The sequence below is a fragment of the Streptomyces sp. NPDC021020 genome, assembly GCF_044333285.1.
Classification (GTDB): Bacteria; Actinomycetota; Actinomycetes; order Streptomycetales; family Streptomycetaceae; genus Actinacidiphila.
Window position 1 is genome coordinate 630,384 of the sequence record NZ_JBIRQQ010000003.1, and the last position, 13,814, is coordinate 644,197.

Genomic DNA, 13,814 nt, shown 5'->3' on the forward strand with positions numbered 1-13,814 from the left:
CATGGTGGCCGACGGGGGAAGCGCCGACGGAGAACGCGCCGATGGAGTGAGCGCCGACGGAGGACACGCCGGCGCAGGGACGTACGGCAGGGGGTCGTACGAGGGAGGCCCGTACGGGGAAGGCCGCGCCCGGCCCAGCCCCGTGGCGACACCGCCCTGGGCCGTACGGATCCGGCGGGCGGACGGGGAGATCGCCGGCAGCGGCATCCTGCTGGGCCCGGACCGCGTACTGACCGCCGCGCATGTGCTGCGGCGCGGCGAGGAGGTCGTCGCGGAGTTCGTCGGCGCCGGGGGCTCGCACGTGCCGCGGGTCGCGGCCCGGGTCGCCGGGGATTCCTACCGGCCCGAGGAGCGGGACGAGGACGGCGACCCGAGCGGCGACATCGCGCTGCTCGCGCTCGACCGGCCGCGCCCGCCGGGCGAGGCCACGACGCTGCACCGGCTGTCCGCGCCCGGCCGCGAGGTGCGGATGTACGGCTTCCCCGCCGACTTCAACGGCGGCCTGTGGCTGCCCGCCACCATCGTCGGCGGCTGCGGAAGGGACGGCCAGGTCCAGCTGCGCCCGCCGAGCCCGGCGGAGGCGGCCCGGCCCGGCTTCAGCGGCGGCCCGGTCGTGGACCTCGCCACCGGGCAGGTCGTCGGCATGGTGCTAGCGGGCCCCTCCGAACCCGTCGGCGGCTACTCCTTCATGAGCCCGGCCGAGACCGTCGTCCAGCACCTGCCGGAGGTCGCCGAGTGGACCCGCGGCCCCGCCGCCGTCGACGAGGAGCTGCGGGCGCCCGAGCCGGGAGCCGAACAGGCCCCGCTCGACCAGCCGTTCGCCGAGCGGCTGGCCCGCTGGCTGCGCGGCGACGCGGCCGTACGCGGGGACGGCGCCGCCCCGCAGGTGAAGATCAGCCTCGTGCCGGAGGACGACGCCGCCCGCGCCGCGACGCTGCGCCGCGCGATCACCCTCGCCGACCGCGAACTGCGCACCAGCCGCTCGACCCGGCGCGCCTCCCTCGACGGGCCCGGGACCGTACCGGCGGCGGGCGGCCTGGACCTCGCGCTGTACGTCGCGGGCAGCGACACCGCCACGGTCGCCGAACGCATCGCGCTGCGCATGGGCCTCGGCCAGCACCGCGAACTGCCGCCCGCGGAGCGCGTCGCGGCGGCCCGCGTCACGATCACCCTGGTCGTCGTCGGGGTGGACGCGGCCGCCGACCCGGCCTCGCTGCTCGACCTGCTGGCGGTGCTCGTCGCGGGCGGCAGCCGGATGCTGCTCGCCTTCCGCACCGCGGGGGAGCACTTCGCGCGGGCCCGCGACGAGCTGCTGGTGCGCCCGGCCGTGCAGCGCAGGCAGCAGCTCGCCGCGCGCTGCGCACGGATCTGCGAGACGGACGCGCCCGCACTGGACGGGCTCATGGCGCGCGTCACGGGCGACGCGGAGGCGGCCGACCTCGCCGACCGGGCCGTCCGCGCGCTCGTCCACGTCATCGCCGTCCGCGCCGAACTCACCGCCGGGCGCGGCCCCTTCGCCCTCTCGCCGGACCGGGCACCGGACCTGGGCCACTACGAGCGCGTCGCCGCGCGCGCCGCGCGCCGTATCCCGCCCGCGCTGGCGGCCCTCTCCGAACTGCGGGACCGGCGCAACGAGTTGCGCGGCCGCCTGGTGAACTACCGCAGGGTGTACGAGGAGGGGGCCGCCCGGACGGAGGACCTGGCGGCCGACGAGCTGTACCTCGCCGCCCACCGGCTGCTGCACGAACGCCCCTGCGACGTCCCGGCGGCGGAGGCGGCGACCCGCGCCTACGTGGCCTTCGTGGACGGCCGCCCCGGCAGCTCCTCCCCGCCGCCCCCGCACGAGCGGCAACCGGCGCGGGACGGCACGCCGTTGACCCCGGTGCAGCGGAAGCCGCCGAGTGAGCCGCCGGGAGCCGCACCCCACCCTGGAGGGGGCACCCCGCAGTGACCGCAACCGCCGGGCCCGGCAGCGCAGCCGGCCGCCCCTGCCCGTACCCCGATTGCACCGGCGCCGTCGGCCCCACCGGATTCTGCGCCCTCTGCCGCCGCAGCGCCGCGAGCGCCCCCGCCGTCCCGCGGCCGCGCACCCCCGCCGACGCCGACCCCCCGGCCGCCCAGGCCGCCCCGGCGCAGCCGCCCGAACGCCCCCGCCCGGCCCCCGCCCCCGGCACCGGGCGGCTCGACCGCGACGGCCTCGTCCAGCTCCCGAGCATCCCGCCGCCCCCCGACGACGAGGTCGTCCGCCGCACCGCCCGGCGCCCCGAGGGCGGGCGGCCCTGCGGCACCCCGGAGTGCCCGGGCACGATCGGCGTGGCGTACGACGAGGGCCCGGCCCCCGACCGCGGCTTCTGCCCCGACTGCGGCGCCCCGTACGACCTGCGCCCGCAGCTCGGCCCCGGGGACGTGGTCGCCGGGCAGTACGAGGTGCTGGGCTACCTCGCGCCCGGCGGCACCGGCTGGGTCTACCTCGCCCGGGATCTCGCGCTGCCGGACCAGCGGGTCGTGCTCAAGGCGCTGCTCAACACCTCGGACGCGGCCGCCCGGCGCAACGCCGTCGAGGAGATGCGCTCGCTCACCAGCCTGCACCACCGCGACATCGTGCGGATCGTCAGCTCCACCCGGCACCGCGCCGAGGGGCACGACGAGCCCGCGGACTACATCGTCATGGAGTACGTCGCGGGCAGGCCGCTGGACCAGCTGCTGCGGATGTCCGACGACGCGCTGGCCGAGCTGTTCGGCGAGCCCTTCGCGCTCGACCACGTCCTCACCTACGGCTGCAAGATCCTCGGCGCGCTGGAGTACCTGCACGACCAGGGGCTGCTCTACTGCGACATGAAGCCGGAGAACGTCATCCACTACGGCCGCGAGATCAAGGTCATCGACCTGGGCGCGGTCCGCCGGGCCGACGACCGGTCCAGCGCGCTGGTCTACACGCCGTGGTACGCGCCCCACCGGCGCGAGCGCGACACGCGCGGCTTCCGCGTCGACACCGACCTCTTCACGGTCGGCCGCACTCTCGAAGCGCTGGCCCGCCGCGCCGCGCCGCCCGCCGGGCTCGCCGCGCGCTCCTTCGACCGGCTCGTCGGCCGCGCCACCCACGACGAGCCCGCCGCCCGCTTCACCTCGGCCGCGCAGATGTCCCGCCAGCTGTGGGAGGTGCTGCGCGAGCACCGCGCGCTCGGCCGCGGCGAGCGCTTCCCCGAGCGCTCCACCCGTTTCGAGCCCACCGCGGTGCTGTTCGGCGCGGACCTCGGCGCCGTGCCCGCGCTCACCCACTGGACCGGCCGTCCCGCGGGCGGCCCGCCGCCCGACCTGGCCGCGGGCCCGCCCACCCCGCAGGAGACCGCCCGCGCGCTGCCCGGTCCGATCGCCGACCCCGCCGACCCGGCGTCCGTACTGCTCGGCGGCCTGGCCGGGGACGCGCCCGAGCGCACCGCCGAACTCGTCGCCGACGACCCGCAGTTGCGCACCGTCGAGATGGCGCTGTGGCTGTGCCGGTCGTACCTGCTGCGCGAAAGCGCCGGCACCGCCGGCACCGCCGGCACCGCCGGCACCGCCGGCACCGCCGGCACCGCCGGCACCGCCGACACGGCGCAGGCCGAGGGCTGGCTCGCCGAGGCGGAGCGGCTGCTCGGCCCGGAAACGGCCGGCTACGACTGGCGGCTGCCGTGGCATCGCGGGCTGCTGTATCTGATGTGCGACCAAGTACGCCGCGCGGAGGGCGAGTTCGCCGCCGTCTACGCGACCGTGCCGGGGGAGTGGGCGCCCAAGCTGGCCCTCGGCTACTGCGCCGAGTATCTGGGCGGGCGCCCGGGCCCGGGTGTGCCGCCGCCCGCGACCGACGCGGAAAGGGCCGTCGCCGCGGCCGCCGAGGCGCGCGCGGAGGCGGAGAGCACCGCCTACTACGAGGCCGTCCGGGAGCGCGACCGGGCGCAGGCGAGCGCCGCGTTCGGGCTGGCGCGGCTGCGGCTGCGGCACGGCGACCGGGCGGGCGCGGTCCACCACCTCGACCAGGTGCCGGCGACCTCCCGCACCTACGACGCCGCCCGCGTCGCCGCCCTGCGCGTCCTGGCCGGCCGCCTCGCCGGACAGGCCCCCACGGCCGACGACCTGCGGCAGGCCGGCGAGCGTCTCGCCCGGCTGCCGCACGACGACGCCCGCGAGCGGCTGGTCGCCGAGATCCGCGAGAACGTCCTCGCCGGGCGCCGCCCCCCGGCCCGCCCGGCGCTGTGGCGGTACGCGCTCGGCCGCCGCCCCGGCGGCCCCGACTTCGCCGCCCTGCCGCCCGGCGAGCTGTTCGCGGGCACCGACAGCCTCGCCGGGCTCGCCGACCTGCTGTACGGGTCGCTGCGCGCCCTCGCGGGCCAGGCCCCGCCCGCCCTGCGCGCCGAACTGCTCGACCGCGCCTACGCCGTACGCCCCGAGAGCCTTGTCTGAACCCCGCGCCCGCCCGTAACGAACCCCGCAGCCACCGCGGTTGCAGCCGCTCAGCGGTGAGGAGTCACAGCGACGTGAACACCACGAATCCCGCGAACCCCGACAGACCGCGAGGCGACGGCGGTGCGGCCGACCCGGCGATCGTCGTCGACCTCGCCGTCAGCCAGCAGAAGTACCTGCCCGCGGACGGCGGCACCCAGGAGCTGCACGCCGTCGTGACGGTACGGGTCAGCGGCGCGGCGGGCGCGGCGCCCGGGCCCGCGCTCGCCGAAGTCCTCGTCGTCGACTGCTCCAGCTCCATGGACCGGCCCCCGGAGAAATTCCGCGAGGCCAGGAAGGCCGCCGTCGCCGTCCTCCAACTCCTGCCGGACGGAACGCCGTTCACGGTGGTGGCAGGCACCCACGAGGCAGCCGCGGCCTACCCGCCCGGCGGGGCGATGGCCGTCGCCGACGACGCCACCCGGGCCGCCGCGACGGCCGCCGTGCACGAGCTGGTCGCCGCGGGCGGTACGTGCCTGGGCCGGTGGCTGGACCTGGCGCGGCGGGAGCTGGCCGCGCAGTCGACGCCGATCCGGCACACCCTGCTGCTCACCGACGGGCGCGACGAGCACGGCCACTTCCTGCCGCTGGCCGGTGTACTGGCCGACTGCGCGGGGCAGTTCGTCTGCGACGCGTGGGGCATCGGCACCGACTGGGACGCCCGGCTGCTGCTGGAGGTCGCCCGCGCCCTGCACGGCGGCGCCGACGCCGTACGCGTCGAGTCCGACCTCACCGAACGGTACGAGCGCCTGGTCGGCGCGCTGCTGGCCAAGACCGTCCCCGAACTGACGCTCACCGTAGGCGCGTTGGCGCCCGGCGCCCACCTGCGGTACGTCAAGCAGACCTTCCCGCACGAGGGGCCCATGACGCCCGAGCCGGACGAGCCGCACGCGTACGTCACCCGCGCGTGGGGCGAGGAGCTGCGCCGCTTCCACGTCTGCCTCGCCGTCGACCCCGAGGGCGAGCGGCGCGACCAGGACCTGCTGGCCGCCGAGGTGGCCGTACGCCTCCCGGCCGGATCCGGCGTCGCGCCGCCCGCGCCGCAGCCGCTCGTCGTGCACTGGACGGACGACCCGGCGCTCTCCGGCCTCACCGACGGGCAGGTGGTGCACGCCCAGGTGTGGGAGGAGCTGGGCACCGCGGTCGCCGACGCGACCGACGCCCACCACCGCGGGCAGCTCGACCGGGCCGAGGCACTTCTGGGCCGGGCCGTCGCCCTCGCCCAACGGGCAGGCGCCCGGCGGCTGCTGTCCGAACTGGCGCGCCTGGTCGAGATCCACGACGCGGACACCGGACGCGTCACGCTGCGCGCCCACGTCGACCCGGTCGACTTCCAGCACCTGATGACGGCGAGCAGCCACACCACGCACGGCCCGGACGGCTCCGCCCCGGCCGGACCGCCCCGGCAGGGCGGCGAGCTGGTCCCCTGCCCCGAGTGCCACCGCCGCTACCCCGCCCGCTCCCGCTTCTGCGGCAACTGCGGCGCCGCGATGGGGGCTTCGTCATGAGCGGGACCGACTCCCCGACGGGGATACGCGAAGGCCGCCGCACCGCCCCGACCGACGCGGGCGGTCCCGGCGAGGCCGGTACCAGCGGGACGCTGCGCGAGCTGACCCGGCGCCGCCTCACCCTGCTCGTCCTCGTCGTCCTCACGACCGCCGCGCTGTTCGAGGCCTTCCAGGGGGTGCACGCCGACGCCCGCCCGCTGCGTACGGCCGACGTGCCCGGCATCCTCGCCGTCGACACCGCGATGGACGCGCTGCAACGGGCGCAGCAGGACATCGACACCGCCGAGACGTACGCCACAACGCACCCCGGGGCGAGCGGGGCGGGCACCGGCAACAGCACCACCTTCCACACCGGCGTCTCGGTCGCCCACCAGAGCCTCGCGCGGGCCGCGGCCGCCGATGTGACGGGCGCGCAGGGCAGGCTGTCCATCCAGACCGTCACCGGCCTGATCACCACCTATTCCGGCTGGATCGAGGACGCCGACGCGCTGCCGCCGGGCTCCCTGCTGCACGAGGCGTACATCTCCTACGCGAGATCCATGCTCGACGACACCGGCCCGGCCGCCGACGCCACCATCCTCGGCCGGCTGCGCGACCTCCAGGCCGCGCAGCAGCAAAAGGCGCGCGGTCACAGCGACTTCGGGCCGCTGCTGTGGGTGGGGTGGGGCATCGCCGTGCTGCTCGCGCTCGCGCTGCTGGTGGCGCTCGGCGAGGCGGCGCGCTTCAGCAGCACGCGCTTCCGGCGGCGCTGGAACATCCCGCTGCTCGCCGCGCGCCTGCTGCTCGCGGGGGGCCTGGCCGCGCTCGTGGCCTTCACCGTCCTCACCCACGCCGCGCTGCACGACGCGCAGCAGGCGCTGGCCCCCGTCCTGACCGGCGACCGGATCGCCACCACGGGCGCGCACGTCTCCTCGCGGCTCGCCGGGACGGGCTTCCGCGCCGCCGCCGCGGACTGGATCGCCGCGGGCGGGCTCGTTCTCGCCGCGCTCGTCCTGCTGGGTCTGCAACCGCGGATCAACGAATACCGGGTCCGTGTCACCACGGTCCGCTGGCCCCGCCCCCGCGCCGTCGGCGCCGTCGCGGTGAGCCTCGCGCTGCTCGCGACCGCGGGTGTCGTCGTCGTCCGGGCCACCGGCTGGAAGGGCTCGGTGACGCTGCTCGCCAACTGGACCGGCACACAGGAGCAGCAGTTCAAGGACAACGTCATCGACGACTTCCAGAAGCGCTACCGCATCCGGGTGGATTACGAGGGCAGCTCCGCCGAGAGCGCGGTCCTCGCGGCCGACGTGGAATCCGGCACCCCGCCCGACGTCGCCGTGCTGCCCGGCCCCGGCGAACTCGCCGGATACGCCGGGAGCCACCGGCTCACGGCGCTCGACGACATCGTGCGCCCCGGCGAATTCGCCGCGACCTGGGTGCCGAAGGTCGACGGGCACACGTACTGGGTCCCGATCAAGGCCGACCTGAAGAGCATGGTGTGGTACCCCACGGCGGAGCAGGACGGCTTCACCGCCGCCGCGGCCGAGCCCGCCTCCTGGTGCCTCGGGCTCGCCGACGGGGCCACGTCCGGCTGGCCCGGCTCGGACTGGATCGAGGACATCCTGCTGCAGCGCAGCGGCAAGGACGTCTACGAGCAGTGGGCGGACGGCACGCTGCGGTGGACCGACGCGCACGTCAAAGACGCCTGGACGACCTGGTACGACCTCGTCCGGCCCGGCAGCGCGGCCGCCACCGGGAAGGCCCTGACAACGGCCTTCGGACAGGCCGCGAACGGCGTCGCCAAGACGCCGCGGACCTGCGAGCTGGAGCACCAGTCGTCCTTCGCGCGCGGCGACGACGGCTGGCGGAAGACCCCCGCCTCCTTCGTCCACTCCGCCCGGCTCATCCCCGGCGCCCTGGGCGGCCCCGACCGCTGGGAGGTCTCCGGCGACCTCGCGGCCGTCCTGCACGACACCCCGGAGGCGCACCAGCTCATCAGCTACCTCGCCTCCGACCGCGCCCAACGGGCCTGGGCCAAGACGCAGTCCGGCTTCTCCGTCCGGCAGTCCGTCCTGGCCGGCAGCCCGCACGACGGCACCCTCACCGCCCGCATCACCGACGCCCTGAGCGACCCCGGGGCCGTCCACTGCTACGACGCCTCCGACGCGATGCCCACGGCGGAACGCGACGCTTTCGCGCTGGCCGTCCTCCGCTTCCTGGCCGATCCGAAAACGCTGGACGACCAGCTGCAAGCCCTGCAGCACATCCGCGACGAGGGCGGGCCGACGGGACTCACCGACGTGTGCACGGGAGGCTGAACGGGCGCCGGGGGGGGCGGCGGCGGGCGCGGTCAGGGGACCAGGAGCGTCGCGCCCACCGTCGCGCGCGACGCCAGCTCCGCGTGGGCCGCGGGCGCCTCGGACAGCGGGCGGACCGCGTGGATGCGGGGCGTCAGGCGCCCCGCCGCCGCCTCGGCCAGCGCGCGGGACGCCGCCGCGTACTGCTCCGCCGCCGGGCGCGCGAAGGCGATACCCGCCGCCGCGACGACCGTCAGGCCGCGCATGCCCAGCTCGTACGCGTCGAGCCGCACCCACGAACCCGACGTGAAGCCGTACGTGCCGAAGCGCCCGCTGCCCTTGCGCAGGGTGCCCATCGCCTGCGCGGCCAGCTCGCCGCCCGCCGCGTCCAGCACCACGTCCGTCGCCCCGGCCCGCTCGGCCCAGCCCTCCTGCGCGTAGTCCACGACCCGGTCCGCGCCGAACTCCCCTGCGGCCCGCACCTTCCGCGCCCCGGACGCCGCCCCCACCACCGTCGCGCCCGCCGCCTTCGCGAGCTGCACCAGCAGCGAACCGACCCGTCCGGCCGCCGCCGTGACCAGCACCGTCTCGCCCTTCTCGACCCGCATCGCCGCCAGCAGCCCCGCCGCGAGCGCACCCGCCTGGAAGACGGCCACCGCCTTGTGCAGCTCCAACTCCTCGGGCAGCACGTGCACATCGGCCACCGCCGCCCGCGCCAGCTCCGCGTATCCGCCCTGCGAGCCCGGCGTCGTCGCGACGACCCGGCGCCCCAGCAGCCCGGTGTCCCCCTCCGGCCCCACCGCCACGACCCGCCCGCCCACCTCAAGACCCGGCACGTACGGCAGCGGGAAGGGGTAGCCGCCCGAGCGGACGATCACGTCCCCGTAGATCACCCCCGCCGCCTCCACCGCCACCACGACCTCACCCGCCGCCGGGCGCGGATCGTCCACGTCCACCACCCGCAGCACCTCCGGCGCTCCGCACTCCCGCACCTGCACCGCACGCATCGCTCTGCCCCTCACCCGGGCCGCACACGCCGGGCGTGACACCGTGTCCCGCCCCGGACGGCCCGTCCGCCACCGAGTCTCACCGCGCCCGCGCGGCCCCGGCAAGGAGCATCGGCGGCACATCGGCGGCGGTCTGTCGCGAACGGGACATCCCGCGAAAGCTGTCTCGCCTGCGCTCGGGTGCGACGGCTTGGCTGCGCTTGTCCGCGACGGTTCGCCCCGCTCGCCTGCGACGACTTGCCCGCGGCGGGACCGGGGGGACCTTCCCGGCAAAGCCGGGGCAAGCGGGCCACGGGGGTTTCGTCACGCCACACGCGTCCCATAAGGTCCATGCGCCATGGATTACTGCTACGCGTGCCGCCGCCACCTCAACGGGGCGTACTCCTGCCCGGGGTGCGGTACGCCGGCGGATCAGCTGCAGCTCCCGCAGGTCGGGGAGACAGCGCAACTCCCGCTCGTCCCCGCGGACGACTCGCCGCCGTCCTCCTCCCGGTCCGGCGGCGGCCGTGCCGCCGCGCGCAACCGCGCGCGCAGCCGCAAGCGGCGGCGCAGCCGGGACCGGCAGCAGCGGGCCGCCGTCTACGGCGTCGGCGCGGTTGCCCTCGCGGGCGCGCTCGCGATGCTCTCCATGGCGGCGCTGTCCGGGGGCGAGTCGGCGCCGACGCCGTCGGCGCCGGAAGTCCCCGACGGGACGTCGTCGCCTTCGGCGGGCGCGTCCGAGCCGGATGCGTCCGGGTCGCCCTCCGCGTCGGCCGACGCGCCCGCGTCGTCGTCGGCGGCGCCGCGGCATTCGCGGACGCCGTCCGCGAGCGCGTCGCCGTCCGCGTCCTCGCCCACGGCGACGGCGTCGCGGCCCACGGTGCCGGTGACGTCCCGGCCGCCGTCGCCGTCGCCGTCACGGACGGCGTCCGCGCCGCCGACTCCGCAGTCGCCGGCGCCTTCGGTGTCGCCGACGTGCAAGCAGGTTCTTTGGTGGTGCGACTAGCTGCGCTGGGCTTGCGGGGTGCGCACCGGGGTGCCTCTTGCGGTGGCTCGCGCGACCTTCCCTTGCCGGGGGCTGGTCGCGCAGTTCCTCGCGCCCCCGGTGTCACCCGGCGGGGCATCGCGCCCCTTCCCGGGGGTGGGGTCGGGGGCCACTCCGGGGGTACCTCCTCGGAATGCGCGTCCGACCTCATGACGTAGGTGACGGGACCTGCGTGCGCATTCCTCCGGGGGCACCCCCGGATCGTCCCCCTCCCGGCGGAATGGCGGCTGCCTGCCGGTGGGGGTGGATGTGTGAGGGACTGCGGTTAGTCGCCGACGGCGAATGTGCCCCACAGGAAGACCGGCACTTTCTGCTCCTACCTGCACGGGTGGTGCGGGTGGGGAACACCCCGCGCCGGAGGCGCGGGCACCTACGGCGTGCCCGGCGCGGGCGGCGGAGCCAGGAGGGCGAGGAAGTCGCGGAAGGCGGCGGGCATGTCGACGGAGTCGGGGTCCAGGAGCCACTGGATCTGGAGCCCGTCCATCGCGGCGATGAGAAGCGTCGCGGCCCGCTCGGGCGTGAGCCCCCCGGGCAGGTGGTCCCCGTACGCCGCGCGCAGCGCGTCCGCGCCGCCCGCGCGGACGCGGGCGTACCGCTCGCGGAAGTGGGGTTGCGCGGGGTGGCCGTCGGTGACGCTGTCGCCGACGAGGACGGTGAAGGCCTGGACGATGCCGGGCCGGGTCGCGTTGTATTCGACGAGCTCCGCGACGATGTCGAGCGGCCACGCCTGCCCGCGCAGGGCGGCGGAGGCCATGTCCCACTGGTCGCGCGCGTCGAGCACCGCGACCAGCAGCGCCTCCTTCGTGGGGAAGTGGTGCATGAGGCCCTGCTGGGTGAGCCCGACGCGTTCGGCGACGGCCGAGAGCGTCGCGCCGCGGTAGCCGCGTTCGGCGATGACCTCGGTGGCCGCCTGGATGATCTCCGCCCGGCGCTGCCCGCGGTCGCTTCTGGTCCTCGGCACGTGCTCCCCCGCTCGGGTCACGGATCGGTATCCATACCTACCGTACGGCAGGCAAGGTGGCCCCGCGGGGCCAGCATGGAGCGATGACGGTGGACTCGAACGGTACGGCGCGGGACGCCGAGCGCGAAGCCGCCGTGGAGGCGGCGCTGCGCGCTCTCGGGCTCGACGACAAGGCGCGGCTGCTGGCCGGTCAGGACATGTGGTCGCTGCCCGCGCTGCCCGCGGTGGGGCTCGGATCGCTGGTGATGTCGGACGGGCCGGTGGGCGTACGGGGACGGCGGTGGAGCGCGGACGACCCGTCCGTGGCGCTGCCCTCGCCGACCGCGCTGGCCGCGTCCTGGGATCCCGAACTCGCCCGCCGGGCCGGGCGGTTGCTGGCGCAGGAGGCGCGTCGCAAGGGCGTGCACGTGCTGCTCGCGCCGACCGTCAACCTGCACCGCAGCCCGCTGGGCGGGCGGCATTTCGAGGCGTACAGCGAGGACCCGCTGCTGACGGGCGCGATCGGCACCGGGTACGTGCGCGGGGTGCAGGACGGCGGGGTCGGTGTCACCGTCAAGCACTTCGCGGGCAACGAGGCGGAGACCGAGCGCTTCACCGTCGACAACCGCATCCCGGAAGGGGCGTTGCGCGAGCTGTACCTCGCGCCCTTCGAGGCGATCGTCGCAGACGCGCGGCCGTGGGGCGTCATGGCGGCGTACAACGCGGTGAACGGCGTGCCGATGACCGAGCACGATGAGCTCAACAACGCGGTGCTGCGGGGGGAGTGGGGCTTCGACGGTGTTGTTGTCTCGGACTGGCTCGCCGCCCGGGACACCGCGGCCGCGATCCGGGGCGGGCTGGATGTGGCGATGCCCGGGCCGCGTACGGTCTACGGTCCGCCGCTGGCCGCCGCAGTGCGGGCGGGGGAGGTGCCGGAGGAGCTGGTGGACGCCGCGGTACGCCGGGTGCTGCGGCTCGCCGCCCGGGCGGGCCTGCTGCTGGGTGCCCCCGCGGCCGTACCCGAGGCGGATCGTCCCGCCCCGGTCGACGGGGACGCCCTGGCCCGGGAGATCGCCGTCCGGGGGTGCGTGCTGCTGCGCAACGAGGCGGTGGGGGAAGCGCCGGTGCTGCCGCTCGAAGGGGACGAACTGCGGCGGGGGCTCGCGGTGTTCGGGGCCGCAGCGTGGGAGCCGCGCGTTCTCGGGGGCGGGTCCGCGCAGGTCTTTCCCGGACATGTGGTGTCGCTGCTCGACGCGTTGGGCGCGGCGCTGCCCGCGGGGACCCCGCTCACCTACGCCGTGGGCGCGGACCCCGCGGAGGAACTGCCGCCCGCCGCAGGCGGGTTCGCGCTGCAAGCCGTGGCGCGTGCGGAGGACGGGGGCGAACTCGGGACGGAGTCGCTGCCCGGCGGGCAGGTGCAGTGGTTCGGCGAGATGCCGCCGGGTGTCGACTACGACGCGCTGCACTCGGTGGAGATCCGCGGCTTCTTCACCCCGCGGGTGAGCGGCCCGCACCGCTTCGGGACCCGCGGCACGGGCGGCTTCGTCCTCGCCGTCGACGGGCATGTGCTGTACGAGGGGCCGCAGTTCGACCCGCACGGCGACCCCTTCGAGGCGTTCTTCGGGACACCCACGCAGCGCGGCACGGTCGTGCTCACCGCGGGGGAGACCGTCGGGGTGAGCCTGCTGCACCTGCCGCCCAAGCCGGAGGAACTCCCGCTGCCCGCTGTGGGGTTCGCTCTGCTGCACGCCGAACCGGAGCAGGACGCGGAGGAGTTGCTCGCCGAGGCGGAGGAGGCGGCGCGGGCCGCGCACACCGCGGTCGTGGTCGTCGGCACCACCGAGCGCGTCGAGTCCGAGGGCTTCGACCGGCGTGATCTGCGGCTGCCCGGACGGCAGGACGAGCTGGTCGCGCGGGTCGCCGCGGCCAACCCGCGGACCGTCGTCCTGGTCAACTCCGGTGCGCCCGTGGAGCTTCCGTGGCGTACGGACGTCGCGGCGGTCCTGGTCTGCTGGTTTCCCGGGCAGGAGGGCGGGGCCGCGCTCGCGGACGTGCTGCTGGGCCTGGAGGAGCCCGGCGGGCGGCTGCCGACGACCTGGCCCGCGCGGCTCGCGGACGCGCCCGTCACGCGGGTCGCGCCCCACGAGGGCGTCCTCGTGTACGAGGAGGGGCTGGCCGTGGGCTACCGCGGCTGGCAGCGGGCCGGGGCGCCCGCCCCCGCGTACGCCTTCGGGCACGGGCTCGGGTACACGTCCTGGGCGTACGAGGAGCTGATCGCGCTTCCCGCGGAGGATCCGGCGCTGCTGGCCACCGTGACCGTCCGGGTCCGGAACACCGGGGCCCGCCCCGGGCGGGAGGTCGTCCGGCTCTCCCTCCACCGCTCCACCCCGGAAGGCCCCGTCACCACCCTCGCGGGCTTCGCCGTCGTCACCGCCCCGCCGGGTGAGGTCGCGGAGGCCGTCATCCCGCTGCGGCGCAGGGCGGCCCAGTCGTGGTCCCCCACCACCCGTACGTGGGAGCTTCCCGCTTCCCCGCTGACCCTGTCGGCCGCCTCCCTGACGGTGGACCTCCCGTAGCCGC

The 13,814-nt window shown here is 76.5% G+C and carries 8 protein-coding genes; 5 read left to right on the plus strand and 3 right to left on the minus strand.

From position 1 onward, the window contains the following. The first annotated feature begins 142 nt into the window (after positions 1–142). From ACH4SL_RS11225 to ACH4SL_RS11240, 4 genes are all read left to right on the plus strand, one after another. Complete coding sequence (locus ACH4SL_RS11225) at positions 143–1,951, plus strand: serine protease (protein WP_398443708.1); 1,809 nt, start codon at positions 143–145, stop codon at positions 1,949–1,951. Beyond that, positions 1,948–4,440, plus strand: a complete 2,493-nt coding sequence (locus tag ACH4SL_RS11230; protein WP_398443711.1) for a tetratricopeptide repeat protein — start codon at positions 1,948–1,950, stop codon at positions 4,438–4,440. Before ACH4SL_RS11225 ends, ACH4SL_RS11230 begins: the two co-directional genes overlap by 4 nt. 74 nt (positions 4,441–4,514) lie before the next feature. Then, entirely contained in the window at positions 4,515–5,987 is a 1,473-nt protein-coding gene (locus tag ACH4SL_RS11235) for a VWA domain-containing protein (protein WP_398443713.1), read from the plus strand. Then, positions 5,984–8,284, plus strand: a complete 2,301-nt coding sequence (locus tag ACH4SL_RS11240) for an ABC transporter substrate-binding protein (protein WP_398443715.1) — start codon at positions 5,984–5,986, stop codon at positions 8,282–8,284. The genes ACH4SL_RS11235 and ACH4SL_RS11240 overlap by 4 nt, the downstream gene beginning before the upstream one ends. A gap of 32 nt (positions 8,285–8,316) precedes the next feature. Here the strand turns inward: ACH4SL_RS11240 and ACH4SL_RS11245 are convergent, their stop codons facing one another. From ACH4SL_RS11245 to ACH4SL_RS11255, 3 genes are all read right to left on the minus strand, one after another. After that, positions 8,317–9,270 (minus strand): zinc-binding dehydrogenase, encoded by a 954-nt coding sequence (locus ACH4SL_RS11245; protein ID WP_398443718.1) that lies wholly within the window; start codon positions 9,268–9,270, stop codon positions 8,317–8,319. A gap of 579 nt (positions 9,271–9,849) precedes the next feature. After that, entirely contained in the window at positions 9,850–10,230 is a 381-nt protein-coding gene (locus ACH4SL_RS11250; protein WP_398443721.1) for a hypothetical protein, read from the minus strand. 434 nt (positions 10,231–10,664) lie between these two features. After that, a complete protein-coding gene (locus ACH4SL_RS11255; RefSeq protein ID WP_398443724.1) occupies positions 10,665–11,255 on the minus strand; it encodes a TetR/AcrR family transcriptional regulator in 591 nt (196 codons plus the stop codon). A gap of 83 nt (positions 11,256–11,338) precedes the next feature. Between ACH4SL_RS11255 and ACH4SL_RS11260 the strand changes: the two genes are divergently transcribed. Then, positions 11,339–13,810, plus strand: coding sequence for a glycoside hydrolase family 3 C-terminal domain-containing protein (locus ACH4SL_RS11260; RefSeq protein WP_398443726.1), 2,472 nt, complete (start codon positions 11,339–11,341; stop codon positions 13,808–13,810). Positions 13,811–13,814 lie beyond the last annotated feature (4 nt).

Excerpts from the sequence above, each read along its gene's own strand:
- ACH4SL_RS11240 (WP_398443715.1), top strand. The coding sequence starts at position 5,984 with ATGAGCGGGACCGACTCCCCGACGGGGATACGCGAAGGCCGCCGCACC.
- ACH4SL_RS11245 (WP_398443718.1), bottom strand. The coding sequence starts at position 9,270 with ATGCGTGCGGTGCAGGTGCGGGAGTGCGGAGCGCCGGAGGTGCTGCGG.
- ACH4SL_RS11260 (WP_398443726.1), top strand. The coding sequence starts at position 11,339 with ATGACGGTGGACTCGAACGGTACGGCGCGGGACGCCGAGCGCGAAGCC.